The organism is Clavibacter sp. CT19 (assembly GCF_027858075.1).
In the GTDB taxonomy this organism is placed as follows: Bacteria; Actinomycetota; Actinomycetes; order Actinomycetales; family Microbacteriaceae; genus Clavibacter; species Clavibacter tessellarius_A.
Map to the genome: position 1 here is coordinate 117,468 of NZ_JAQHYR010000006.1, position 25,430 is coordinate 142,897.

The following is a 25,430-nucleotide window of genomic DNA, read 5'->3' on the forward strand; positions in this document are numbered from 1 at the left end:
GAGCGCTCCGGGACGAACGAGGAGAGGACGAACACCATGGGGACTGAGCAACTGGAGAACGAGCACGACGACACGTCGGTCGAGGCGATATTCCAGCAGCACGCCGAGCGGACGGCACTGCGGGAGCGCTCCGGGCCGGACATCACCGACACGAGCTTCCGGGAGCTGTGGGACCGGGCGAGCGCGCTGGCCGCGGCGCTCGGGGAGACCGTGTCCGCCGGCGACCGCATCGCGGTGCTCGGCAGCGCGACCGCGGACGCCATCACCCTCGACCTGGCCACGTGGATCCTCGGCGCGGTGAGCGTGCCCCTGCAGGCGAGCGCGCCCGCCGGGGCCCTGCGCGCCATCGTCGAGGAGACGGAGCCGGCCTGGATCGCGGCCACCGTCGAGCAGGGCGCGATGGCCCGGGCGGTCGCCGGGGCATCGGGCGACGGCGTACGGACGATGCTGCTCGACACGGGCGCCGGCACCGGCGACGGCACCGACGCCGACGCCGACGCCGACGTGACGCTCGACGGCCTCGTCGCCCGGGGCGCCGCCCTGCCGCGCGTCAGCCCGTGGCACCCCGCGCCCGGCGAGGACCCGCTCGCGCTCCTGCTCTACACGTCCGGCAGCACCGGCACGCCGAAGGGCGCGATGTACACGCGCTCCATGGTCGAGCGGCTGTGGCACGCCATCCCGTCCGCCCCCGCCGGCGACGCATCCACGGCCGCGGACCTCGCGGACGGCATCGTCGGGTACGCGTACCTCCCCCTGAGCCACCTCACCGGCCGCCTCGCCCTGCTCGCCACGCTCGGCCGCGGCGGCACGGTCGCGCTCGCGACCTCGACCGACCTGTCGACGCTCTTCGACGACCTCCGCGCCTTCACGCCGACCGAGTTCGTCTTCGTGCCGCGCGTCGCGGAGATGGTCCGGCAGGAGGGCGAGCGCGAGGAGCAGCGGCGGCTCGCCGCCGGCGACGCGGACCCGGATGCGGTCCGCGCCGCCGTGCAGGCCGACCTGCGCGTCCGCGCGTTCGGCGGCCGCATCGGCGACGCCATCTGCACCAGCGCCCCGCTGACGCCCGCGCTCCGCACCTACGTCGAGGAGTGCCTCGGGATCACGCTGCACGACATGTACGGGTCGACCGAGGCCGGCGGCATCCTCCGCGACGGGGTCGTCCAGCAGCCTCCCGTCACCGAGCACAAGCTCGTCGACGTCCCCGAGCTCGGGTACCGCACCACCGATCTCCCCTACCCGCGGGGCGAGCTGCTCGTCAAGAGCGCCGCCGCGATGACCGGGTACTTCCGCCGGCCGGACGTCACCGCGGCGGTGTTCGACGAGGACGGCTTCTACCGGACCGGCGACGTCATGGCCCGGACCGCCCCCGACACCTACGAGTACGTGGACCGCCGGAACAACGTGCTCAAGCTGTCGCAGGGCGAGTTCGTCGCGGTGGCCTCCCTCGAGGCGACGTACGGCGGGACGCCCGAGGTGCACCAGATCGCGCTGCACGGCGACAGCCGGCACGCGTTCCTCGTCGCGGTCGTCGTGCCGTCGACCGAGGGGGCGTCGGAGCGCGACATCCTCGCCGCGCTCCAGCGCACAGCCCGCGAGCACGACCTCGCCCCCTACGAGGTGCCCCGCGGCGTGATCGTCGAGCCGCGGCCGTTCACGGTCGAGGACGGCATGCTCTCCGACGCCGGCAAGCTCCTGCGCCTGCGCCTCACGCAGCGGTACGGCGAGCGCTTCGCCGCGCTCTACGACGCGCTGGCGGAGCAGCAGACCGGCACGCTGGTGGCCGCCCTCCGCGAGCGCCCCGACGACGAGCCGACGGTCGACACGGTGGTGCGCGCCGCCCTGCAGCTCCTCGGGGCCGAGGCGTCCCCCGCGACCGCCGCCGCGGCCCGGTTCTCGGACCTCGGCGGGGACTCGCTGTCCGCGCTGACGTTCTCCGGGATCCTCGAGGACGTGTTCGAGACCGAGGTGCCCGTCGGCGTCATCACCGACCCGACCAACGACCTCGCCGCCGTCGCCGCGTTCGTGGAGCGCTCCGCCTCCGACGACCGGCCGACCGTGACCCGCGTGCACGGCGCCGGCGCCTCCACCCTCCGCGCGAGCGACCTCCGTCTCGACCGGATGCTCGGCGGCATCCCGATCCCGGTCCCCCGGGCGTCGGCCACCACGCCGGGATCCCGGACCGTCCTGCTCACCGGCGCGAACGGCTACCTCGGCCGGTTCCTGGCCATCGACTGGCTCGAGCGCCTCGCCCCGACGGGCGGCACGCTCGTGTGCATCGTGCGCGGCGCCGACGACGCCGACGCCCGGCGCCGCCTCGACACCGCGTTCGCCGCCGATCCCGCGTTCGCCCGGCGCTTCGCCGAGCTGGCGGGCTCGCTCGAGGTGCGGGCCGGCGACGTCAGCGAGCACCGCCTCGGCCTCGACGAGGAGCGGTGGACGGCCCTGGCCGCCCGCGTCGACCTCGTCGCGCACGCGGCGGCCCTCGTGAACCACGTGCTCCCGTACCCGGCGCTGTTCGGCCCGAACGTCGTCGGCACCGCCGAGGCGATCCGCCTGGCGATCGCCGCCGGCAGCGTGCCCGTCACCTTCGTGTCGAGCGTCGCCGTCGCGGGCGGCGCGCAGCCGGGCACGACCGCGGACGCGGAGCCGTCCGCGCCCGCCGCGCTCGACGAGCACGCCGACATCCGCGTGATGATCCCCGAGTGGGCCGTCGGCGACGAGTACGCCAACGGGTACGGGGCGAGCAAGTGGGCGAGCGAGGTGCTGCTCCGCGAGGCGCACGAGCACCACGGCGTCCCCGTGGCCGTGTTCCGCTCCGACATGATCCTGGCGCACCCCCGCTGGCGCGGCCAGGTGAACCTCCCCGACGTCTTCACCCGGCTGATGTGGAGCGTGCTCACCACCGGGCTCGCCCCGGCCTCGTTCGTGCGGCGCGGCCCCGACGGCGAGCGGCAGCCGTCCCACTACGACGGCCTGCCCGCCGACTTCACGGCCGCGGCGATCGACGCGATCGGCGCCGCGCTCACCGAGGGGCACCGCACGTTCAACGTCGTGAACCCCCACGACGACGGCGTCTCGCTCGACACCTTCGTCGACTGGCTCCGCGAGGACGGCCACGACATCGAGCGCGTGGACGACCACGCGGAGTGGGTCGCCCGGTTCCGCGCGGCGCTGGCCGCGCTGCCCGACGCGGACCGCGCCCGGTCCGTCCTGCCGCTGATGCACGCGTTCGCCGCCCCCGAGGAGCCGCACGCCGGCTCGGCGATCCCCGCCGAGGCCTTCGCCGCGGCCGTCCGCGAGGTGCGCCCGCTCGGGGAGCCGGAGATCCCGTCGCTCGACCGCGCGCTCATCACGAAGGTGGCGGACGACCTCGCGTTCCTGGGGCTGCTCGCGCCGGCGCGGGTGGCCGCGCGGTGACGCTCGCGACGTGACCCGATCCCGAGGCGGGACGCACACGGAGGGGCCGGCAGCGATGCGCTGCGGGCCCCTCCGTGCGTGTCGGGGCCGGTGACGGCGGGCGGCGACGGCCACCGGATCCGCCGTCCCGAGAGAAGATACACGCCGGTAACACGAGGGAAACGGCCGCGATACGGGGCAGAACCACACTGGATCGAAATACCTATCGCTCGATAGATACTCCGACCGGGCAACCGGATCTCCGGCGCATCCGCAGCACCGCGCCCTCGTGAGAGGCCAGAAGATTGAGCACCCCGCACACCCCCTCGCCGGCGGCGGCACCCGCCGTGGCCCCCGCCCCCGTCGTCCCGTCCGGCCACGCCCGGGACACCGCGGCTCGCGCTGATCACGCCCCGTCGGGCTACGCGCAGGAGCTCCATCGGGGCGTCGGCCCGTTCTCCTCGTTCGCGGCCGGGTTCTCCTTCGTGTCGATCCTCACGACCGTGTTCCAGCTGTTCGGGCTCGGCTTCGGCCTCGGCGGCGCCGCGTTCTTCTGGGCGTGGCCGGTGGTCTTCGTCGGGCAGCTGCTCGTGGCCCTCAACTTCGCGCAGCTCGCGGCCTCCTGGCCCATCTCCGGCGCGATCTTCCAGTGGTCGAGCCGCCTCGCCGGCACCACGTTCGGGTGGTTCACCGGCTGGACCATGATCGTCGGCCAGATCCTCACGGTCGCCGTCGCGGCCATCGCGGTGCAGGCCGTGCTGCCGTCCATCTGGGCCGGGTTCCAGATCGTCGGGGGCCCGGACGCGGATCCGTCGGTCTCCTCCCCCACGGGCGCGGCGAACGCGGTGCTGCTCGGGATCCTCCTGCTCGCCGTCACCACGGTCGTCAACATCCTGAGCGTGCGGCTCATGGCGCGCGTGACCACGGCGGGCGTGCTGATCGAGATCGTCGGCGTGGTCGTGCTCGTCGCGGTGCTCTTCCTCCTCCCGCAGCGCGGACCCGAGGTCGTGCTCACGACCGCCGGCCGCACGGGCGACGAGCCGTACGTCTTCGCGTGGCTCGCGTCCTCCCTCATGGCCGCGTACGTGATGGTCGGCTTCGACTCCGCGGGCGAGCTCGCCGAGGAGACGCACAGCCCGCGGAAGACGACGCCGCGCACCATCGTGCGGGCGCTGGTGGTCTCCGGGCTCGGCGGGGCGCTCCTCATCGTGGGCGCGCTCGTCGCGGCGCCCAGCCTCACCGACGGGCAGCTCGCCACGAAGGGCCTCGCCTGGGTCATCACCTCGGCCGCGGGCGAGGTGGGCGGACGCCTGCTGCTGTGCGCGGTGGCGGTCGCGGTGTTCGCGTGCACGCTCGCGGTGCAGACGTCGGGCACGCGGATGATGTACTCGATGGCGCGCGAGAAGGCCCTGCCGTTCCACCGCCAGCTCGCCCGCGTGTCCCCGCGCACCGGCACGCCCGTGCTCACCTCGGTGGTCGTCGGAGCGGGCGCGGTCCTCGCGCTGGTGGTCAACGCCGGGCAGTCCGCCATCTTCACGGCCCTCTCGAGCCTCTGCATCGCGATGCTCTACCTCGCGTACCTCGGCGTCACCGGGCCGCTGCTGGTCGCCCGGATCCGCGGGCGCTTCCCGCAGGGCGGCGTCGACGAGGACGGGAAGCCGCTGTTCACGCTCGGCCGCTGGGGCATCCCGGTGAACGTGGTCGCCGTGCTGTTCCAGGCCGGCATGGCCGTGAACCTGATCTGGCCGCGCGCCGAGATCTACGACCTCACGGGCGGGTCGTGGTGGCTGCAGCACAGCGCGCTCCTCTTCATCGGCGCGACGCTGCTCGTCGGCTGGGGGTACCACGCGTGGCGGCACCGCTCCGACGGGCCCATCGAGCTCCGGGACGTGCCGACGACCGCCGCGATCCCGGTCGTCCAGCCGGCGGGAGCGGCGATCCGATGAGGGACGCGCGCACGACCGACAGCGTCACCGCCTCCCGGGACGACGCCCGCGCGCAGGCCGCCCTCCGGAGCGACTGGATGCCGTACGTCCCCGCCTCCTCGTCGCCGTTCGCGCCCGCGGGCGTGGATCCGGCCGACCTCACCTGGGCCGAGACCGTCGCGCCCGGCGGGTACGCGCACCGCGTGCTCGCGCGCGGATCCCGCCTCCGGTTCGACGACCCCACGGGCGACGCCTGCGCGCACCTGCTGCTCTACGACGCGGAGGCGCCCGGCGAGCGGCTGAACGTCGCCGACACCGTGAAGATCCCGTGGCAGGCGTACCTCGGCGAGGGCTCCCCGCTGCTGAGCGGCGACGGGCGGATCCTCGCGAGCATCGTGGAGGACACCTCCGGCCACCACGACGCCCTCTGCGGCACCTCGACCGACGCGCTCAACGAGCGGCGCTACGGATCCGGCGCGCCCGAGGGCCCCACGCCGAGCGGCCGGTCGCTCCTCGTGAAGGCCGCCGCGAAGCACGGGCTCACGCGGCGCGACCTGCCGCCCGGCGTCTCCTTCTTCCAGGGCGTGCGCGTGGAGGAGGACGGCGCGCTGCGGCCCATCGGATCCGCCGGGCCCGGCACCCACGTGACCCTCGTGGCCGAGATGCCGCTGCTGGTGCTCGTCGCGAACGTGCCGCACCCGCTCGACCCGCGGCCCGCCCACGTGGTGGGGCCGCTGCGGATCCACGCCTGGCGCGGCGCCCCCACCGGGCCCGACGACGCGCGCTTCCACGCGACGCCCGAGCTCACCCGCGCCTACCTCAACTCCATCGACCGCTGCGAAGCGAGAGGGAACCGATGACCCCGACCGTCACCTCCACCGTCCCCACCGGCGCCGTGCACGCGCCCGACGCCGTGCTCGACTGGGGCGCGTCGCTCGTGCCGGGCCGCGTGGTGCGCGACGACCGGGTGGCGCCGCTCGCGCCCTGGTCGGCCGTCGTGCGCGCCGGACAGGTGCTGACCATCGTCGACGTGGGCGGCAACCAGTCCGCCGACTTCCTCGTCTACGACGCCGACGATCCCGAGGAGCGGTACAGCGTGCCCGACACGATCGTGGCGCAGGGCAACGCGTACCTCGGCACCGGATCCGTGCTCATGTCGAGCGAGGGCCGGCCGCTGATGACCGTGGTCGGCAACGAGATCGACCGCCAGGACACCCTCGGCGGCGCCTGCTCGAAGGAGTCGAACACGCTCCGCTACGGGCACCACACCGCGCACCAGCACGCCTGCCGGGAGAACTTCCTCACGGAGGGCGCGCGGCACGGGCTGGGCGCGCGCGACATCGTGTCGAACGTCAACTGGTTCATGAACGTGCCGGTCGAGGCCGACGGCGCCCTCGGGATCGTCGACGGGATGAGCGCGCCCGGGAAGCGGGTGGCCGTGCGGGCGGAGCGGGACGTGCTGGTGATCGTCTCCAACTGCCCGCAGATGAACAACCCGTGCAACGACTTCAGCTGCACGCCGCTGCGGATGATCGTGGTGGAGCCGTGAGCGCCGCCGAGCACAGCGCCGCCGAGCGCCGGGCGCTCGACCTCGACACCGTGCTCGTCGCGAACCGCGGCGAGATCGCGTGCCGCGTGATCCGCACCGCGAAGGCCATGGGGATGCGCACGGTCGCGGTCTTCTCCGACGCCGACCGGGCCGCTCCCCACGTGCGCGAGGCCGACGAGGCCGTGCGCCTCGGGCCGGCCGCGCCGCGCGAGTCGTACCTGCGCATCGACGCGATCATCGAGGCGGCCCGGGCGACCGGCGCCGGCCTCGTCCATCCCGGCTACGGGTTCCTCAGCGAGAACCTGGAGTTCGCGTCGGCCTGCGAGGAGGCGGGGATCCGGTTCGTCGGGCCGACCGCCGACCAGATCCTCGCGTTCGGCGCCAAGCACACCGCGCGCGAGCTCGCCGAGGCCGCGGGCGTGCCGATGCTCGCGGGCACCGGCCTCCTCGCCGACGCCGACGAGGCCGTGCGCGAGGCCGCGCGCGTCGGCCTGCCCGTGATGCTCAAGGCCACGGGCGGCGGCGGCGGCATCGGCATGCAGGCCTGCGCGACGCCCGAGGAGGTGCGCGAGGCGTACGGCCGGGTGACGCGGCTCGCGGAGTCGGCGTTCGGATCCACCGGCATCTTCCTCGAGCGCCTCGTGCGCCCGGCCCGCCACGTGGAGGTGCAGCTCGTGGGCGACGGCGCGGGCCGCGTGGCCGTGATCGGCGACCGCGACTGCTCGCTCCAGCGCCGCAACCAGAAGGTCATCGAGGAGGCGCCCGCCCCCGCCCTGCCCGACCGCGTGCGCGCCCAGCTGCACGCCTCGGCCCGCGCGCTCGCGGAGTCGGTCTCCTACCGCAGCGCCGGCACGGTCGAGTTCGTCTACGACCCGGTGCGCGAGGAGGCCGCGTTCCTCGAGGTGAACACGCGCCTGCAGGTCGAGCACCCCGTCACCGAGGAGGTGCACGGCGTCGACCTCGTGGAGCTGATGCTGCGGCTCGCCCGCGACGGCGCCGCGGGGCTGCCCGACGACCTCTTCACGCGCGAGTGGATCCCGCAGGGCCACGCCGTCGAGGCCCGCCTCTACGCGGAGGACCCGGCCAAGGGATCCCTGCCGTCGAGCGGCCTCGTGACGCAGGCCGTGCTGCCGGCGGGTCCCGGGATCCGCGTCGACGGCTGGATCGAGACGGGCCTCGAGGTCTCCGCCTCCTACGACCCGCTGCTCGCCAAGGTCATCGCCACGGGCGAGACGCGCGACGACGCGCTCGACCTCCTCGGCGAGGCGCTCGACGGCACGCGGATCGACGGCATCGTCACGAACACCGGCCTGCTGCGGGCGCTCACCGACGACCTCGAGCTGCGCACGGCCACGCACTCCACGTCGACCCTCGACGTGACGGACGACCCGGCGCCGCGCATCGACGTCGTCTCCCCCGGCACCATGACGACCGTGCAGGACTTGCCCGGCCGGCTCGGGTACTGGCAGGTCGGCGTGCCGCCGAGCGGCCCGTTCGACCCCGTCTCGCTCGCGGAGGCGAACCTCGCGGTCGGCAACCCGGAGGGCGCGCCGGGGCTCGAGATCACGGCCGACGGCCCGGTGCTGCGCTTCTCGACCGCCTCGGTGGTGGCGGTGACCGGCGCACCCGCGCCGGTCACGGTCGACGGGACGCCTGCCGCGATGTGGGAGCCGATCGAGGTCGCCGCCGGGCAGACCCTCGCGATCGGGCGCGCCGACGGGCCCGGGCTCCGCCTGTTCCTCGCCGTCCGCGGCGGCATCGACGTGCCCGCGTACCTCGGATCCGCATCCACCTTCACGCTCGGCCGCTTCGGCGGGCACGCGGGCCGGGCGCTGCTCGCGGGCGACGTGCTGCGGCCCGGATCCCCCGACTCCGACGCCGACCACCCCGCCTTCCCCGCGGGCGCGCGCCTCGGGCTGATCGGCGGCCCGACGCCCGCGCACCGGCGGCCGGCGCTCACCTCCACGTGGGAGATCGCCGTCACCGAGGGCCCGCACGCGGCGCCCGACTTCTTCACGCGCGACGACATCGACGTGCTGTACGCCACCGACTACGGCGTGCACCACAACTCGGCGCGCACCGGGATCCGGCTCATCGGCCCGCGGCCCGGCTGGGCGCGCGAGGACGGCGGCGAGGCGGGGCTGCACCCGTCGAACATCCACGACACCCCGTACGCCGTGGGCGCGATCGACTTCACGGGCGACACCCCGATCATCCTCGGCCCCGACGGCCCGTCCCTCGGCGGCTTCGTGTGCCCGGCGGTGGTCGCGAGCGGCGAGCTGTGGAAGCTCGGGCAGCTGCGGCCGGGCGACACCGTGCGCTTCGTGCCCGTGAAGGAGGCGGACGCCGCGGCGCTCGTCGACGCGCGCGCCTCGCTCACGGTGGTCCGCACGGGCGGCGACGGCGACGACGGCGTGATCGGCCGGCTCGAGGCCACCGACGCGCGCCCGTCGGTCGCGTACCGGCGCGACGGCGACGACGACGTGCTCGTGGAGTACGGCGACATGACCCTCGACATCGCGCTCCGGATGCGCGTGCACGCGCTCATGACCCGGCTGCAGGAGGAGCGGCCCGCGGGTCTGCTGGAGCTCACGCCGGGGATCCGCTCGCTGCAGGTGCGCACGGATCCGCGCGTGCTGAAGGCCACGGCCGTCGCGGGCCTGCTCCGGGAGCTGGAGGACGAGATCCCGCCGACGGACCAGCTCGTCGTGCCGTCGCGCACCGTCCGGCTCCCCCTCTCCTGGGATGACCCGGCGACGCGCCTCGCCATCGAGCGCTACATGGCGGGCGTCCGCGACGACGCGCCCTGGACGCCGTGGAACATCGAGTTCATCCGCCGGATCAACGGCCTCGACTCGGTCGACGACGTCTACCGCACGGTCTTCGACGCCAGCTACCTCGTGCTCGGCCTCGGCGACGTGTACCTCGGCGCGCCCGTGGCCACGCCGCTGGATCCGCGCCACCGCCTGGTGACCACGAAGTACAACCCCGCGCGCACCTGGACCGCCGAGAACTCGGTCGGCATCGGCGGCGCGTACCTCTGCGTCTACGGGATGGAGGGGCCGGGCGGGTACCAGTTCGTCGGCCGCACGGTGCAGATCTGGAACCGCTTCCGCCGCGGCGGGCTCTTCCAGGAGCACCCCTGGGCGCTGCGCTTCTTCGACCGGATCGAGTGGTACCCCGTGGGCGCCGAGGAGCTGCTCGAGCTCCGGGCCGAGACGGACGCGGGCCGCGGCGACTTCGCCACGGAGGACGGCGAGTTCTCCATCGCCGACCACCACGCGTTCCTCGCCGCGAACGACGCCTCGATCCGCTCCTTCCGCGAGACGCAGACGCGCGCGTTCGAGGAGGAGAAGGCCCGCTGGCGTCTGTCCGGCGAGTTCGACGTGCGCGACGAGCCGGTCGTCGTGGTCCCCGACGAGGTGCCCGTGCCGCCGGGCGCGACCGCCGTGATGGCGCCGTTCACCTCGACCGTGTGGCGGGTGGACGTGCGCCCCGGCGACGACGTCACGGCCGGCGACGCCGTGCTCGCGGTCGAGGCGATGAAGATGGAGTCCGTGGTGGGCGCGCCGGTCGCGGGCCGCGTGCTGGAGATCCGCATCGCGCCCGGCGAGCAGGTCGCGCCCGGGCAGGTGCTCGCGGTGATCGGCGCGGCGTCCTGATCGCCGTCGCCGCGGGAGGCGGCCGGGTGCGCGCCGCGCGTGACCCCGGCCGCCGCGTGATCCCCACCTGCGAGGATGGCGGGATGGCCAAGGACGACAAGCCGGCCCGCGTCGGCCGCCCCCGCGCGATGCCCGACGCCGGCTCGACGCTGAGCCCGCGCGAGCAGATCCTCGACGCGGCGGCGGCGCTCTTCGCGGAGTACGGGCTGAGCGGCACGTCCACGCGCCTCATCGCCGAGCGGGTGGGCATCCGCCAGGCCTCCCTCTACTACCACTTCGCCGGCAAGGACGACCTGCTCGTCGAGCTGCTCACGCGCTCCGTGCGCCCCAGCCTCGACGTCGTCCGCGGCATCGAGGAGGCCGTCCCCGACCGCGCGTCGGCGGCCGGCGCCCTGCACGCGCTCGTGATGGCGGACTTCCGCACGCTCGCCGACACCCCGCACAACATCGGCACGCTCTACCTGCTGCCCGAGGTGCAGGGCGAGCGGTACGACGGCTTCCGTACGCAGCGGCGCGAGCTGCAGGACGCGTACGGGCGGATCGGCACGGCCGCGGCGAGCGCCGACGTGCGCCGCACCATCGGGCCGGAGGCGCTGGGGGCCGTGCTGATCCAGCTGGCCGAGCTCGTGATCCAGCTCCGCCGCCGCGGCGAGCCCGGAGACGCCGACCGCGACGCCATCGCCGCTACGTGCCTGCGCGCGTGCGGTTTGGGGACGTCGGAGATCGCGGAGGCGCGGCGCGAGGCCGAGCGGCTGCTGGCCGTCACGGCCTGAGGCGTCGGCGCGGCCCGGTCGCGCGGCGGAGAGCGACACGAACGACTCGTAGAAGAGCGCGCCGCGGGCACCCGGGCGGGTCTGCGTGATCTCGGCCATGGCGCGCCTCTCGTCGTCGGCGCCGGGCGCGGATCAGTAGTCGATGAGGCCCTGCTCCAGCGCGTACGCCCGGAAGCCGCCGATCGGGAAGGGCAGGAAGTACTTGCCCATGATGAGCTCATCTGCCAGCTGCTCCGTCATCGAGACCGTGAGCTGGCCGGCCCGGATCGCCTGGCAGAGCAGAGGGACGGTCGCGGTCACGCGACGCCGTTCCGACTCGGCGATTGCGCGAGGAGCGGCGTCGTCGAGCACCATCTCCCAGCCCTTCGTGGCACCTAAGGCGAGGACTCCGCACTCACCGCGGTTCCTCCCGTCGACTACGAGTCGTCGCTCGTAGCGAGCGAAGGCGGCCAGATGTTCCATGTCATCGGCACGATGGACATCGATCCAGTCCACGTCGATCACCATGCGCAGTTCGTGATGATCATCAGCCTGGGCACGCAACTCCCTGTCGACGGATTCCGGAATTACGACGCCTCTCTCGCTGGTGAGAAATCGCAGCGGCCCGAGCCAGCCCTGCATCGCGAAGTGCCTCAGCGGTCCGGTGTCGAAGACCAGAGGATCGCTCACCGCGCTCACGAGACGAACTTCCAGAGCTCGCCCTCGCTCCGGACCCTCCTCTCAGGGAGGTCCGATTCGACGTAGGTGCCCTGAAGGAGCTCGAGGGCACGGTCGAGACTGATCTGCTCATCCCGGTACAGCCGCAACACACCCTTCTCGTAGGCCGTGGGGAAACTCGTCCCCTCCATCTCCGAGGTGTCGTTCAAACCCCACTCCACGATGTCCGACTTGGTCGTCCGCACCCGCCAGATCTCATCGACCTCTCCGGGAAGGCTCAATTCGCTGACTCGCCGGGCGAGCGTCGCCATGTCGACGTAGAAGGTGGACGCCGTGATGACCGACGCCTCGCGGAGCGAACGGAGTTCCAGCTGGCCCCGCCAGAACTCCGGAAAGGTTGAATTCGGCAGGAGCATCGCTCGCGCAAAACGGTCCAGCCGCGCCTCCGTGCCGCCGCCGTCGCTCACGCGCCAATCCACCGTGTAGTCGTCCTGCACGAGGTAGTGGCCGAGCTCGTGCGCAAGGGCCAGCCGCCGTCGACCGACCTTGTTGCTGCTGTTCACCAGACACACGCCTCCGCTCGAGAGCCGGATCATCCCGGCGTCCGCGGTATCCACGCCGAGTTCGCGAGAGAAGGCCCACAATCCGATGCCGCTGACCCTCTCGACGAGCCGTGTCGCCGGATCATCCGGCGCATATCCGATCAGCTCCCGAGCCTTTCCCGCCAAGGCCTCGGCCTCGTGGTCCGACTGTGGGAGCGGCCACACACGTTCCCTCGGGTCGCGCTCTGTCGAGTCAGACGGGCCCAGTGTCCGGATGAAGTCCACTTCGTCGGCGATGTCCGCCAGGGCCCTGTCAATCCGGGAATCGACTACCTCAAGTCCCTGGTGGGAACGGTGGGACACGATCGCGGGCAGCGGCTCCTCCAGCAGACGAGCCATCCTCATGCCCAGGACGTCGGCCACCGCGGCCAACTCGAGCGCAGTGACCTTGCGGATCCCCGCCTCGATCTTGTTGACGGCTGTCCTGTCGAGACCGATGGCACTCGCGACCTGCCCCTGGCTTAGCCCGGCGCGTTCCCGCTCGTCGTGGATTCGTCGTCCCAACCCCACTGCATCCATGTGTGCCACTTTCGCACACCTCAGATCTCACCGCGCTTCTCATTCCAGATCGCATCCAGTCGCAACCGAAGCGTCGCGATGCGCGGAGGCTACGGGCGCGCGGATCCTCCGAGGTGCCCGCCGAACGACCGGCGGCGCGCGTCGTCCACCGCGTCCTCGAAGCGGAGGGACGGGTCGCGGAGCATCGCGAGGGTGGCGAGCGCGTGGATCCGCACCCGGGCGTCCGCCGCCTTCCGCGACCGCTCGACCACCGGGAGCGCCAGACGGCCGACCGCGACGAACGCGCGCGTGAGGCTGTGCTGCATCTCCGCGGATCCGCGGCCCAGCTGCGACGCCAGCTCGCGGAGGAGGAGCCCGGCGCCGGTGGGGTCGCGGTCGGCGTCGATCAGGCCGGACGCCGTGCGCCACGCGGTGCGGGCGACGTGCTCGTCCGGGTCCCGCAGCAGCTCCCGCCCGATCGCCGGCAGTGCGCGCCGGTCGCCGATCTTGGAGAGCGTGTGCAGCGCCTGGCTGCGCGCCTGCGGCACGGGCGACGCGAGCTCGGCGACCAGCGGCGGGATCGTGAGCTCGCGGTCGTGCCGGATGAGCGCCCACGTGAGCATCTCGCGCACGTTGAGGTCGGGCTCGACGCGGCAGCGGTGGATCAGCCCCTCGACGAGCGCCGGATGCGGCCGGGTGCCCGCGGTGAGCGCGGCCTGGAGCCGGGCGGAGGCGTCGGGCGCGCGGAGGGCGGCGGCGAGGCGGGCGGCGATGGCGTCGTCGTCGAGGCGGTCGGAGGGTCCGGGCTCATCCCACGCGGCATCGCTCACAGCACGTCCCCGATCGCCGCGAGCACGCGAACCGGGTCCTCGAGCTGCATGTCGTGGTGGATCCCCGGCAGCCGCCGCACATCCCAGCCGGCGCCCTCGAGCTCGGCCGCGTACGCGTCGGGCAGCACCGAGGGCGCGTCGTCGGAGAGCACCACGGTGGACGGCACGGCCGGCGCGCTCACCGCGAGCGGATGGAAGGCCACGTCGCGGAAGACGCCGATCGCCATGCCGCGGTCGAAGCGCGCCTGGGCGGCGTCGAGCGACGCCCGCACGGCGGGGGCGTAGGCGGCGCGGATCCGGGCGGCGGCCCGGGCGCGCGGCAGCTGCGCGACGGCGAGGCCCACGAGCGGGGCGGCCCAGAACAGGCGGCCGCGGATCCCCGCGGTCGGCAGCGCGAGCCGGAACCCGGGGTCGAGGTACACGGCGCGCGCGGGCTCGAGGCGGGCGACGGCGCGCACCAGCACGGATCCGCCGAGCAAGTGCCCGACGACCGCATCGAGGCCGCGCGGCAGCGCCTCCGCGACGTCGTCGGCCATCTCCTCGATGCCGTACGAGCCGGCCCGGTCGCTCTCCCCGTGCCCGCGGAGGTCGACGGTCGTGACGGTGTAGCGGCCGGAGGCGACGAGCCGCTCGACGACGGGCGCCCAGGTCGCGCCGTCCGCGCCGAGCCCGTGCACCAGCCCGACGTGGCGCGCGCCGGCGCCGGTGGTGACGCGGTGCAGCTGCATGGGTCCAGTCTCCTCCCGGTGGGCGTGGGGCGGCGGGCGACCCGGAAGTGTGGTCCCGCCGACACGGTCTGCGGTCGTCGGAAGCGACCCTTGCCTCTGGAGTGGCTTCCCACACGGTGCTGTTGTTGGATACCGTCGGGTCATCACGATCAGCCCGCTCGCCTCACGGCTCGGGCTGATTTTCTTTTGCGCGTCGGAGGAGCGTGAAGAGCTACGACAAGGAGTGGTTGTCGCTCACGCAGCGGATCGCGCCCCTAGCTCTGGCGGATCCGACCTTTCAGACTGCGACTCCTACATGTACTCGCATCGTCGTGTATGCTTTTGCCAACACCTCTCGAAGTAAGCGGGAGTCCGGTAAATAGGCCATAGAGGTCAGATAACCCCAGGACCAGCTTTGCTGTGAAGTGCGTATTAGTGCCCAGGTACGGATTCCGTCACCAGGCAGCTCGCGGAAAGACCGCGGGTTCACACTTCGGCGTCGTGAGACACAGCTGCGAACACTCGAGTCCCCTACGACTTGAGAGCAACGTTCGTGGTTGCCCTCAGGACTCGCGGATCCGCAGCCGACTACGTCGCCAGACCAGTCATCAGAACCGGCGAAGGTCAGTAGGGAGTCCTCGCCAGTTGTTGGAGACATGGTGTTCGGCTTCGCTCTTCTCTCTGCGTCGATTTCGTCTGGATCGATCGCTCTCACGGTCCTCGTGGTAATTCTCGCTGTTCCCGTTTTCGTGGCGACTTTTGCCCGCGGCGAACGGCACGAGAACGCCATGAAAGTACTCAAGGTACTCACCAGAACGATGCGACGTAACTCTGACGAACCTCCGGTGGAGCGAGATCCTGGCTGACTTCTGTCACTCGGGGACTCGAGCACGCTATGCGGGACGGCCCCGCGTCCGAATCCGGATGCGGGGCCGTCGCGAGCGGACGCGGCGCTACAGCGTCGCCGCCGCCGGGTCCCAGTCCTCGGCGAGCGGCGTCGGCTTCGTGACGCTCGACGCGACCTGCACGACCTCGCGGCTCTCGGCGGCGTCGCGGATCGCGAGCAGCACGTCGAGCACGTGGGCCGCGACCTCGCCGGATGCGCGCACCGGGTCGCCGCCGCGGATGCTGCGCGCGAGGTCGAGCACGCCGGAGCCCCGGCCGTACGTGGATCCGGAAGCCGTCAGCGTCTCCGGCTCCTCCTGCCCGAAGCGCCACAGCTGGCTGTCGCCCTCGAACGTGTTCGGGTCCGGGAGCACGATGGTGCCCTCGCTGCCGGAGATCTCGACGAAGCCCATGCGCGGCAGCGCGTTCTGGAAGCTGAACGTGGACTGCGCCGACTGCCCGCCCGCGAACGAGATGAGCGCCGCGTGGTGCGTGGGCACCTCGACCGGGAAGTCGGTGCCCGCGCGGGGTCCGCTGCCGATGGTGCGCGTGGTGCGCGAGGTCGAGGAGACCGCGCTCACCGTCTCGGCCGCGCCGAACGCGTGCACGAGCGTGGTGACGTAGTACGGGCCCATGTCGAACAGGGGCCCGGCGCCGTGCGCGAACAGGAACTCGGGGTTCGGGTGCCAGGCGTCCGGGCCGGGCACGTGGAACAGCGTCGTCGCGGTGAGCGGCTCGCCGATGTCGCCGCGGGCGATGGCGCGCATGGCCGACTGGATCCCCGCGCCGAGCACGGTGTCGGGCGCGCACGCGACCTGCACGCCGGCCGCGCGGGCCGCCTCCAGCAGGTCCTGGCCGGATGCGTGATCCAGCGCCAGCGGCTTCTCGCTCCACACGTGCTTGCCGGCGGCGACGATCCGCCGGCCGACCTCGGCGTGCGTGGCGGGCAGCGTGAGGTTCACGACGATCTCGATCCCGTCCATCGCGAGGAGCTCCTCGACCGTGCCGTGGTGCGGCACGCCGTGCTCCTCGGCGCGCGAACGGGCGCGGTCGAGGTCGATGTCGGCGACGAACAGGACCTCGAGGTCCGGCATCGCCGTCATGTTCTCCAGGTAGGTGCCCGAGATGACGCCCGCGCCGATGACGCCGACGCCGACGCGGCCGGTGCCGCCGGTCACTTGTCGTTCTCCTGCAGCCAGGCGAGCGATGCCGCGATGCCGTCGAACACGTCGCCGGCGTAGTCGTCGAACTCGACGACGCGCAGCGCGTGCGGGGCGGCCGCGAGCACGGCGGCGACGTCGACGTCGCCCTGGCCGGCGGGCTCCTGCATCTTGAAGGCCTGCGCGAGCTCCGGCGGCACGACGAGCGCGGACTCGGCGCTCGGCAGCACCTTCGCGATGGCGTCGGAGATCTTGCCGTCCTTCACGTGCAGGAACCGCACGCGGTCGCCGAGCTGCTTCAGCAGGGCGGGCGTGTCCATGCCGCCGACGGTCGACCAGAACGCGTCGAGCTCGAGCACGACGTCCGCGTTCAGGCGCTCCACGAAGAGCTCGTAGATCGGACGACCGTCGACCGTGTTCGCGAACTCCCACTGGTGGTTGTGGTACCCGAAGGCGAGGCCGCGCGCGGCGGCCTGCACCTGCAGCTCGTTGACGCGGTCGGCGATCTTGTGCGCGTCGTCGGCGGTCTGCCAGCGCTCGCTCGGGATGAACGGGTCGATGACCGTCTGGATCCCGAGGGTCGCGGCGGCGTCGAAGGTGCGGGCGGCCTGGTCGTCGTCGCCGTCGATGACGGGCGCGTGGCCGGAGGGGGCGGTGACGCCGGACGCGGCGAAGGCGGCCGCGAACTCGTCGGCGCGCTCGACGAACGCGTACGGCTCGACCTGCGTGTAGCCGATCTCGGCGACGCGGGCGACGGCGCCCTGCAGGTCGGCGGAGACGGCGTCGCGGACCGTGTAGAGCTGGACGGAGGGGGCGGACATGGTCGCTCCTTTCAGGAGGGTGACTGGTGGCCCGACGGCCTCGCACGCTCCTGCCGTCGTCTGGACGGCTGAGCCACGATGCCCGCTGGGTGTCCGGCGCGGGAGACGCGCCGTGTCGTCAAACCTACCGGTGGTCGGGGTCTGAAGCCCAGAGGGGCGTGCGGTGGATCCCGGTCGCTGTGACGCCCCGGTGCCAGGCTGGACGCACCCGCTCCACGACGAGAGAAGGAGCAGCCCATGAGGATCCGGCAGACGATCGTGGTGCTCGACGCACCGGACCTGGCCGTGGAGAGCGCCTTCTGGGCCGGGCTCCTCGACGGCGAGGTGCACGTGGGCGGGGACTGGCACTACGTGTGCTTCGACGCCGGCTGGCAGATCGGGATCCAGCCCGCGCCCGACTTCGTGCCGCCCGAGTGGCCGGGCGAGGGTCCCCGCCAGCAGCAGCAGATCCACCTCGACTTCTACGTCGACGACCTCGACGCGGGCCGCGAGCGCGTGCTCGCCCTCGGCGGCCGGCTGCTCCAGCCGGCCGCGGACCCGACGGCGCCCGACCGCTTCGACGTGTACGCGGATCCGGCCGGGCACCCGTTCTGCCTGTGCGCGTCGGGCGGGGACGCCGGAGACTAGGGCCGCCGCCGCGGGGCTCCGCGCGCAGCGTCGACGAACGCCGCGAGGAGCCCCGACGACGATGCGTCCGCCTCCGGATGCCACTGCACCCCGACCACGAATCCGTCTTCCCGCGGTCCCTCGACGGCCTCGACCAGGCCATCGGCCGTGGTCGCGGTGACCCGGAGCCCGGGGCCGGTGGTCGCGATCGACTGGTGGTGGTGGCAGCGCACCCGCGCCTCCGCCCCGAGAGCCTCGTGGACGCGCGATCCCGGTGCGAGGGAGATGCGCGTGCTGCCGAGCACGCCGGGTGCCACCAGGTGCTCGTCGCCCCCGGCGTCCCGCTCGATGTGCTGGTGCAGCGTGCCCCCGCCCGCGACGGCGAGCAGCTGGGCTCCGCGGCAGACGGCGAGGACCGGGAGCCGTCGCCGGAGGGCAGCCGCGACGAGGTGCAGCTCGGCGTCGTCCCGTCGCCGCTCCGGCTCGCCGGTCCGGGGATCCGCTGCGGCCCCGTATCGTGCGGGGTCGATGTCGGGCCCGCCCGTGAGGAGGAGCCCGTCGAGCCGACGCACGAGGTCGTCGGCGGATCCCTCCCCCGGCGCGAGCGGCACCAGGACCGGCAGGCCGCCGTGCCGCGCGACGCCGTCGGCATACCGCGCGTCGGCGACGTCGGCGACCAGGTCCCACGCTCCGAAGGCGGCCCGCTGCCGGCCGACCACCACGCCCACGAGCGGCGGGCGGCCGGCCGTCCCGGACGTCACAGGGGCGTGCGCGTCGCGTAGAGGCACTTCATGGCGTACAGGTCCTCGGCGCTCCACGTCGCGGTGTCCGCGAGGTCGCGGAGGCGGGCGGGCGTGAGCGGGACGAGTCGTCCCCGGGTGCGTCGGAAGCCCCGGAGCTCGTACACCGCCATCCCCGACGAGACGACGCCGTCGAGGACCTCCTCCAGCGTGCAGTCCACGAGGTAGTCGGGCGTGTGCAGCTCGAGGAGCAGGTGGTCCGCCCTCCGCAGCACCTCGGGCATGCCGCGCAGCGCCGGCCCCTCTCCCCCGTGCACGTCCATCTTGATGACAGCTGGCCAGAACCCGTGCTCCTCCGCCCAGGCGTCGAACGTCGTGGCGGGGACCCGGTGGCTGGCGTCCACGTCGGCAGGAGGCCGGCGCCGCTCGCGGAGCGTCTCCGCCAGGATCGCGCGAGCGGAGTGACGCGGTCCGTCAGCCTCGCTCACCAGGACGACGTGGTCCTCGGCCGATGCGCGGCCGGTGGCGTGACGGACGAGCGAGCCCCGCATCGCCCCGACGTAGTCGCGGCGCCACGGCGTGAAGCCGTCCTCCGGCTCGACCGTGCGCCCGTGGAAGTCGAGCGTGCCGATCCGGTCGCTCAGGGCCACCTGCGCGATCTCGAACGAGGATCCCGTCCGCCGCCGGTTGCGTTCCAGGACCTCGACGTGCACGGGCTCGGGTTCGAACGCGACGACCCGGGTGGCGGGGCTGTGCCGGGCCGCCCAGCAGGAGAAGAAGCCGTAGAGGGCGCCGACGTCGGCGAAGGACGCGCTCCCCGCCCGCAGCGCCTCGTCGATCAGCGCCGCGACCAGGGGCTCGTAGGGCTGGCCCGGGATGGCATCGCGCGCGATGCTCCCGGTCGGGTCCTCGAACGGGAACGTCGTCCCGCGGACGGTGTAGTGGGTGATCGTGCGGCCCGGTGTCGTGGAGGTCATCAGGCGATCGCCAGGTAGCCCTCGAAGCACAGGTACTTCTGGATCGTCACGACGCTGCTGAAGCCCGCCTCGCGCAGGTCGGACAGGTTGCGCTCGGACGGGACCGGAGCCATGACCGACCGGAGGCTGCGAGCCTTGTTGTAGATGTCGTCGGTGTCGAAGCCGTTGAGGATCTTGTGCTCCTGGTACAGCTGGCCGATGATGTCCTGCGTCCGCGCGTCGGGCGCCAGGACCTTCTCGAACAGCAGCAGCGCGCCGCCGGCCTCGAGCCCCTCGCGGATCCGACGCAGCACGGCCAGCCGCCGACCCGGGGCGGCGAACTGCAGCGTGTAGTACATGATGACCGCGCCGGCGCCCGAGTAGTCGATGGTCTCGGCGTCGCCCTGCGTGATGTGCACGTTGTCGAGGTCCGCGCAGCGGTGCCGGGCCGCGCGCACCATGTCGGCCTCGATGTCGTAGCCGATCAGCTGCAGGCCGCGGCTGGTCGGCTTGTCCGCGAGCCGGTGCAGCAGCGTGCCCGTGGAGCACCCCACGTCGATGATGCGGACGCCGGGACGCGAGAAGAACTCGACGGCATGGTCGATGAGGAGGTGCCCCTCCCCGTAGAGCGGCACCGAGCGGTTGACGTGCGCGTCGAACTGCTCGTGCGTCTTCCCGCCGAAGCTCCATCGGGTGTCGGTGGCGACGATCCCGTCCCCGACGGCGATGTCGGCGGCGTCGTGCGCGGCGGGGACGTCCGCGACGGCGACGGGGACGTCCCCGTCGTCCAAGAGCTGCTCTCCGGGGTGCGATGCGATCATGACGAGCTTCCTTCCCGTGGGGTGGTGCGATGGCGGATGACGGATGCGAGCACGAGGGCGGCCACGACGCCCACCACGGCCAGCCCCGCCATGAAGCGGGGGAGCGACCCGGCCGTCCCCAGGGCGGCGTGGACGCCGAGGACGGATCCCGCCGTCTCGCCGACGCCCATCGCGGCGGCCGTGAGCGTGAAGACCGCGGCGAGGCCGGTGGAGCTCAGACGCTCCGCGAGGTCGCGTTCCACGAACGGGAGGACGAGGCACTCGGCCAGGCTCACCAGGACGACGCAGGCGGCGATCGCCGCGACGTGCGTCGACACCGCGAGCACGCCGAAGCCGGTGGCGAAGAGCAGCGTGCCGAGCGGCCCGGACTGGCGGGCGAGCGACGGGAACCGGCGGGAGAGCCGGGCGACGGGCATCTGCGCGGCCAGGACGATGACGGCGTTGCCCGCGAACACCGCGCCGACCCACGCCACGCCGATCGTCGAGCCGACGACGAGGGGGAGCACGCTGGCGAGCTGGGCGTACATCGCGAAGGCGACGACCAGCGAGACCAGGGCGACGGCGACGTCGGGCTCGGCGGCGCGGCGCAGCGCGGACCATCGGAAGCGCTCGGTCGGGCCGATCGGGGCGACGGGCAGCCAGCATGCGACCGCGGCGCACGCGAACGCGGCGGCCGCCGCGACGAGCAGGGCCGTGCCCGTCCCGGGCCCCGCGAGCAGCAGGCCGGCGGCAGAGGGCCCGAGCGCCGCGGCGAGGTTGAGGGCCATCGAGAGCCAGGTCAGGATGCGCAGGCGGTCGTCCGTGCCCTCGGCCCGGCCCACGAGGTCCACCTTGATGGCGAGGACCACGGCCCCGTACCCCACGCCGAGGATGACGACGCCGACCCACGCGGACGCCGCCACCCGCTCACCCGCGGCGAGGAGGAGGAGCCCGACCCCGCTGAGCGCGTGGCCGACCACGACGGTCGCGCGGGATCCGCATCGCGACAGCGGCGCGACGAACAGGCGTCCGAAGCGCATGGAGAGCACGCCCGTCCCGACGAGCGCGGCGGTCGCCGTGGGTCCGAGGCCCAGCCCGTCCGCCGCGATGAGGCCGAGCACCGCCAGGACGCCGCGGGTGATGACGTTGGTCGCGAAGTAGAGGCCGAGCTCGCGTGCCGGCGGTCGATGCGTCGTCGCGGTGGTCACCCGGCCACCTCGATCCGCACGTCCGCCCGGACCTGCCGGACGAGCCGATCGAGGTGCTCAGGGTCGTCCGTGCCCACGACGACGAGCCCTGCCCGGCCGAACGAGTCGCGCGGACCCGCGACACGATCGCCCACCCGCACCGCCCAGTCCTCATGGAGGATCGTGCCGCCGACGAGTCCCGCCCCCCGGTGGATCGCCGTGACGGTCCCGGCGTGCGGTGCCACGACGCCGACGACCGCGGCAGCGCGCCCGGGGTCCGGGGCGGGGACGGGGGACGGTCCTCCGAGGACGTCGTCGAGGACCATGCCGAAGAGCTCGATGCCGGGACGTCGGTGCGCGATCAGGGCGTGGATCCAGTCGCCGCCGAGCCGCGCGTGCACCTCACCGCACACGACCGCGCCGTCGGCGGTGACCCACGCCTCCACGTGGAACAGGCTGTGCGTGAGGCCGACCGCGGTCACGGCTCGTGCCGCCGCCGACCGGACCTTGTCCTCCTCCTGCTCGGTCAGGCCGCTCGGCTGCCGGTGACCCAGCTCGACGAAGACGGGCGGCGCGGTCACGCTCTTGCCCGTCACCTCGAGGATCCGCGGCTCCCCGCCGAGCATGACGCCCTCGACGCTGACCTCCCGGCCGAGCACGTACTCCTCCACCAGGATCCGGTCGCTGAAGGCCGCCGCCGCGAGGACGGCCTCCGCGATCTCCCCCGGCGCCCGCACGAGGCGCACGCCCTGCGACCCGAAGGCGTCCCGCGGCTTCACGATCCGCGGCAGCTCCGCGTGCCGGAGGTGCTCGACGGCCTCCTCGACGGACGCGAACGCCTCCACCCGCGGCTGCGGCAGCCCGGCGGCGCGGAGGATCTCCCGGGTCGTGTCCTTCTGCCGGCAGGCGGCGACCTGGGCGGATCCGTTCCAGGGCGCGCCCGCCTCCTCCGCCAGCAGCGCGGTCGTGATCAGCGAGTGCTCGCGGAAGCCGACGACGGCATCCGGCGTCGGACGGCCGACGAGCGCGGTGCGCACGGCGGAGACGTCCGCGAAGTCCGCGGCGACGACCTCGTGCCGCGGGTTCCGGACGATCTCTGCGCCCACCAGGTTCTCGGCGCGGTCGACGACGAGCAGCCAGTGCCCCCGCGCCTCGGCCTCCATCGCGAGACGGCGCGACCAGTCGGCGACGTGCCCGCCTGCGCCGCCCGCGCCCAGGGCGAGGATGGTGCTCATCGGACGTCCACGCGGATCAGGGCGTCCGCCTCCCGGAGGATCCGTTCGAGCTCATCGCGGCTCCCGGCGGCGGCGAGGACGGAGCAGATGACGGAGCCGGTGAAGTCCTCCGGCGGCTGGCCGACGGGACGGCCGAGCGGGCCGTCCATGAACGCGCCGACCACGCCCGGCACTCCGAGGACCGCATCGAGGCCGCCCACGCCGTGCAGGTGGCCGGTGCGCGTCGTGAGGTGCTGTCGGGATCCGACGTGCAGCGTCGCCTCCCGCGCCGGCTCCACCGCACGGAGCCGGCACGCGGCGGCCAGGACCTCCGTCACGAAGTCGGATCCGCGGCTGAGGGGGATGAGGTGGGTGGTGATGTACCCCCCGGCCGTGCGCGAGTTCAGCTCGATGACGCGCACGTCGACGCCGTCGACCATGACCTCCAGGTGGATGGCCGTAGTGCCCAGGCCGAGGGCGTCGGCGACGGTCTGGGCGGCCGATCGGCACCTCTCGAGCACCTCGGGCGGGAGGGCCGACGGCTGCACCTGCTGCAGCTCGAGGTGGTACCCGGGGTCGACGAGCTTGTCGGTCACCGTCCAGAGCTCCAGGCGCCCGTCGACGACGATGCCGTCGACGCTGTGCTCCGTGCCCCGCAGGAAGCCCTCGAGGACGAGCTCGCCCGCACGCCGCCGGAAGACCGGGTCGTTCTCCGGCGTGGAGTAGCGCAGCAGCAGCGCGACGGCCGCGTCGAGCTCGACGCGGTCGCGCACGGTGAGGATGCCCTTGCTCGCGGAGGCGCCGACGGGCTTCACGACGGCGGGGAACGGCACCGCGCGGGCGGCGGCGTCCACGTCCGCCACCGAGCGGATGGCGGCGAACGGCGGGACCAGGGACGCGTCCACCGCGGCGATCGCCTGCCGCGCCGCGTGCTTGTCCCGGGCGCGGGCCGCGGCCTCCGGGGCGTTGCCCGGCAGGCCGAGCTCCTCGGCGACGTGGGCGACGCCCTCGACGTCGCGGTCGCCCCAGCAGACGACGCCGACGACCTCGTGGCGCTCGGCGACGCCGCGGGCCGCCGCACGCAAGGCCGGGAGGTCGAACGTGTCCACCATGACGAGCTCGGCGACCAGGCCGGCCGGCACGGGCGGCGTGACGTCGGCCAGGACGACGACATCGAGCCCCAGCCGTCGCGCGGCCCAGAACGGCGGCTCCGCCTCCGACCGCGTCGGCCGCGTGTTGACGAACAGGACCGTGCTCATCGGGCGGCCTCCCCCCTCCGCGCGGCGAGACCCGACGCGAGGAACGCGTCGTGGGTGCCCGCGTCCTCGAACACGTCGAGGTCGGCGAGGTAGCGCACGAGCAGACTGGTCGCCGCGACGCGGTCGGCGTGCACGACGTCGGTCGCGTACGCCCGGTCGAGCGCCTCGGCCGCCTCCGACCCGGGCACGCCGAGGCGCTGGAGCTCATCCCGCACATCGTCGATCTCCGGTCCGAAGAACGTGTCGATCATCGCGGGCACCTGTCGGCCGACCTGCCGCCGCTGATCGGCGTCGAGGCACCCCCACAGCTCCTTCAGGTACGTGGCGAAGAAGGCGTGGTGGCGGCCCTCGTCGCGGGCGTGGTCCCCGAGCGCATCAGCCACGCCGCCGTTCAACCCGGGGGTGCTGGCGACGTCGCGGAGGTTCGTCGAGATCAGCGTCTCCGAGACGATGACGAACATCAGCCGGAAGAGGGAGACGAGGTCATGACGCTCGGACGCGTCCAGGATCGCGTGCAGTCCACGGACGAGGGTCGAGCGCGGCATGCCGATCGTCCGGTCCTCGAGCCCCGTCAGCTCCTCGACCTGCAGCTTCACGTCGAACGCGACCAGCGAGTGGTGGCCCTCGTCGGTGTACATGCGCAGCGCGTCGCGACGGGCGGCAGCGGTCAGGGGGAGGCCGATGGATCCCGTGAACATGCCGAGCAGCACGGGGTTGACCACATGGGTCTCGAGGTGCGTCGTGAAGTTCAGGTACCGGTACAGATGCTGGACCGCGATGTGACGGCGGACCGCCGGGGACCATGAGTCGGCCGGGCCTCCCGCCGCGAGGACCGGGACCATCGACGGAGGGAACACGTCGTCGAGCTCGAGCAGGCGCCGCGGGGCGGACCGCACGGAGGAACGCTCATCCCACGAATCGAACAGCCGTCCCGAGCCGAACGCGTCCCCCTCGTCCAGCAGCCGTGCCGATGCGCCGCCGCCGGCCTCGCCGACCTCGTCCCCACCCTGCCCGTGGCCGTCCCGACCGCCCCCGCCGACGGCCCGTCGCGGGCACACGGCTCCGACGGCGCACCCCACGCTCAATCCCGCTATCCCGCACATGATCCGCACGCTCCCGCCCTCGTGGTGACCTCGCTCCGACCGCTGGGGCACCGGCGAGTGGAGGCGACGATACGAGCCGGATCGGCGGCTCGCGCGGGCG

Annotated in this window: 20 protein-coding genes; 7 read left to right on the top strand and 13 right to left on the bottom strand. The window is 73.5% G+C overall.

Features of this window, described 5'->3' with window-relative positions; translation table 11 throughout:
- Window positions 1-36 precede the first annotated feature (36 nt).
- The 6 genes from car (at window position 37) to PED38_RS08930 (ending at window position 11,305) form a co-directional block, all read left to right on the top strand.
- Complete coding sequence (gene car, locus PED38_RS08905) at window positions 37-3,417, top strand: carboxylic acid reductase (RefSeq protein WP_270980915.1); 3,381 nt, start codon at window positions 37-39, stop codon at window positions 3,415-3,417.
- Between the two features lie 326 nt (window positions 3,418-3,743).
- A complete protein-coding gene (locus tag PED38_RS08910) occupies window positions 3,744-5,342 on the top strand; it encodes an APC family permease (RefSeq protein WP_270980916.1) in 1,599 nt (532 codons plus the stop codon).
- Window positions 5,339-6,181: an urea amidolyase associated protein UAAP1 gene (locus PED38_RS08915; protein WP_270980917.1), complete on the top strand. Its 843-nt coding sequence runs from the start codon at window positions 5,339-5,341 to the stop codon at window positions 6,179-6,181. The genes PED38_RS08910 and PED38_RS08915 overlap by 4 nt, the downstream gene beginning before the upstream one ends.
- On the top strand, window positions 6,178-6,870 hold the full coding sequence (locus PED38_RS08920; protein ID WP_063070877.1) for an urea amidolyase associated protein UAAP2: 693 nt from the start codon (window positions 6,178-6,180) through the stop codon (window positions 6,868-6,870). The genes PED38_RS08915 and PED38_RS08920 overlap by 4 nt, the downstream gene beginning before the upstream one ends.
- Window positions 6,867-10,532, top strand: a complete 3,666-nt coding sequence (uca, locus tag PED38_RS08925) for an urea carboxylase (RefSeq protein ID WP_270980918.1) — start codon at window positions 6,867-6,869, stop codon at window positions 10,530-10,532. Before PED38_RS08920 ends, uca begins: the two co-directional genes overlap by 4 nt.
- Window positions 10,533-10,615: 83 nt before the next feature.
- On the top strand, window positions 10,616-11,305 hold the full coding sequence (locus PED38_RS08930; RefSeq protein WP_270980919.1) for a TetR/AcrR family transcriptional regulator: 690 nt from the start codon (window positions 10,616-10,618) through the stop codon (window positions 11,303-11,305).
- A gap of 132 nt (window positions 11,306-11,437) precedes the next feature.
- On the opposite strand, the gene PED38_RS08935 is transcribed toward PED38_RS08930, so the two are convergent.
- From PED38_RS08935 to PED38_RS08960, 6 genes are all read right to left on the bottom strand, one after another.
- On the bottom strand, window positions 11,438-11,983 hold the full coding sequence (locus tag PED38_RS08935) for a nucleotide-binding protein (RefSeq protein WP_270980920.1): 546 nt from the start codon (window positions 11,981-11,983) through the stop codon (window positions 11,438-11,440).
- The gene (locus tag PED38_RS08940; RefSeq protein WP_270980921.1) at window positions 11,980-13,083 is read right to left on the bottom strand and encodes a helix-turn-helix domain-containing protein; all 1,104 of its coding nucleotides are present in this window, start codon (window positions 13,081-13,083) and stop codon (window positions 11,980-11,982) included. Before PED38_RS08940 ends, PED38_RS08935 begins: the two co-directional genes overlap by 4 nt.
- A gap of 89 nt (window positions 13,084-13,172) precedes the next feature.
- A complete protein-coding gene (locus PED38_RS08945; RefSeq protein WP_270980922.1) occupies window positions 13,173-13,892 on the bottom strand; it encodes a HEAT repeat domain-containing protein in 720 nt (239 codons plus the stop codon).
- Window positions 13,889-14,620, bottom strand: coding sequence for an alpha/beta fold hydrolase (locus tag PED38_RS08950; protein WP_270980923.1), 732 nt, complete (start codon window positions 14,618-14,620; stop codon window positions 13,889-13,891). Before PED38_RS08950 ends, PED38_RS08945 begins: the two co-directional genes overlap by 4 nt.
- A 932-nt stretch (window positions 14,621-15,552) precedes the next feature.
- The gene (locus PED38_RS08955; protein WP_270980924.1) at window positions 15,553-16,662 is read right to left on the bottom strand and encodes a Gfo/Idh/MocA family protein; all 1,110 of its coding nucleotides are present in this window, start codon (window positions 16,660-16,662) and stop codon (window positions 15,553-15,555) included.
- Window positions 16,659-17,465 carry a sugar phosphate isomerase/epimerase family protein gene (locus tag PED38_RS08960; protein ID WP_270980925.1) on the bottom strand — a complete coding sequence of 269 codons (807 nt, stop codon included), beginning with the start codon at window positions 17,463-17,465 and terminating at the stop codon, window positions 16,659-16,661. The genes PED38_RS08955 and PED38_RS08960 overlap by 4 nt, the downstream gene beginning before the upstream one ends.
- Before the next feature lie 237 nt (window positions 17,466-17,702).
- Between PED38_RS08960 and PED38_RS08965 the strand changes: the two genes are divergently transcribed.
- Window positions 17,703-18,092 (top strand): VOC family protein, encoded by a 390-nt coding sequence (locus tag PED38_RS08965; RefSeq protein WP_270980926.1) that lies wholly within the window; start codon window positions 17,703-17,705, stop codon window positions 18,090-18,092.
- On the opposite strand, the gene PED38_RS08970 is transcribed toward PED38_RS08965, so the two are convergent.
- Genes PED38_RS08970 through PED38_RS09000 form a run of 7 tightly spaced genes read right to left on the bottom strand, consistent with a single transcriptional unit; the run spans window position 18,089 to window position 25,123 of the window.
- Entirely contained in the window at window positions 18,089-18,832 is a 744-nt protein-coding gene (locus PED38_RS08970) for a gamma-glutamyl-gamma-aminobutyrate hydrolase family protein (protein WP_270980927.1), read from the bottom strand. The two genes, PED38_RS08965 and PED38_RS08970, sit on opposite strands and share 4 nt — an antisense overlap.
- On the bottom strand, window positions 18,829-19,788 hold the full coding sequence (locus PED38_RS08975) for an FkbM family methyltransferase (protein WP_270980928.1): 960 nt from the start codon (window positions 19,786-19,788) through the stop codon (window positions 18,829-18,831). The genes PED38_RS08970 and PED38_RS08975 overlap by 4 nt, the downstream gene beginning before the upstream one ends.
- Entirely contained in the window at window positions 19,788-20,588 is an 801-nt protein-coding gene (locus PED38_RS08980; protein ID WP_270980929.1) for a methyltransferase domain-containing protein, read from the bottom strand. Before PED38_RS08980 ends, PED38_RS08975 begins: the two co-directional genes overlap by 1 nt.
- Window positions 20,585-21,775: an MFS transporter gene (locus PED38_RS08985; RefSeq protein WP_063070887.1), complete on the bottom strand. Its 1,191-nt coding sequence runs from the start codon at window positions 21,773-21,775 to the stop codon at window positions 20,585-20,587. Before PED38_RS08985 ends, PED38_RS08980 begins: the two co-directional genes overlap by 4 nt.
- Window positions 21,772-22,989, bottom strand: a complete 1,218-nt coding sequence (locus PED38_RS08990; protein WP_270980930.1) for an ATP-grasp domain-containing protein — start codon at window positions 22,987-22,989, stop codon at window positions 21,772-21,774. The genes PED38_RS08985 and PED38_RS08990 overlap by 4 nt, the downstream gene beginning before the upstream one ends.
- Window positions 22,986-24,227 carry an ATP-grasp domain-containing protein gene (locus tag PED38_RS08995; RefSeq protein WP_270980931.1) on the bottom strand — a complete coding sequence of 414 codons (1,242 nt, stop codon included), beginning with the start codon at window positions 24,225-24,227 and terminating at the stop codon, window positions 22,986-22,988. Before PED38_RS08995 ends, PED38_RS08990 begins: the two co-directional genes overlap by 4 nt.
- Entirely contained in the window at window positions 24,224-25,123 is a 900-nt protein-coding gene (locus PED38_RS09000; RefSeq protein ID WP_270980932.1) for a diiron oxygenase, read from the bottom strand. The genes PED38_RS08995 and PED38_RS09000 overlap by 4 nt, the downstream gene beginning before the upstream one ends.
- Between the last annotated feature and the right edge of the window lie 307 nt (window positions 25,124-25,430).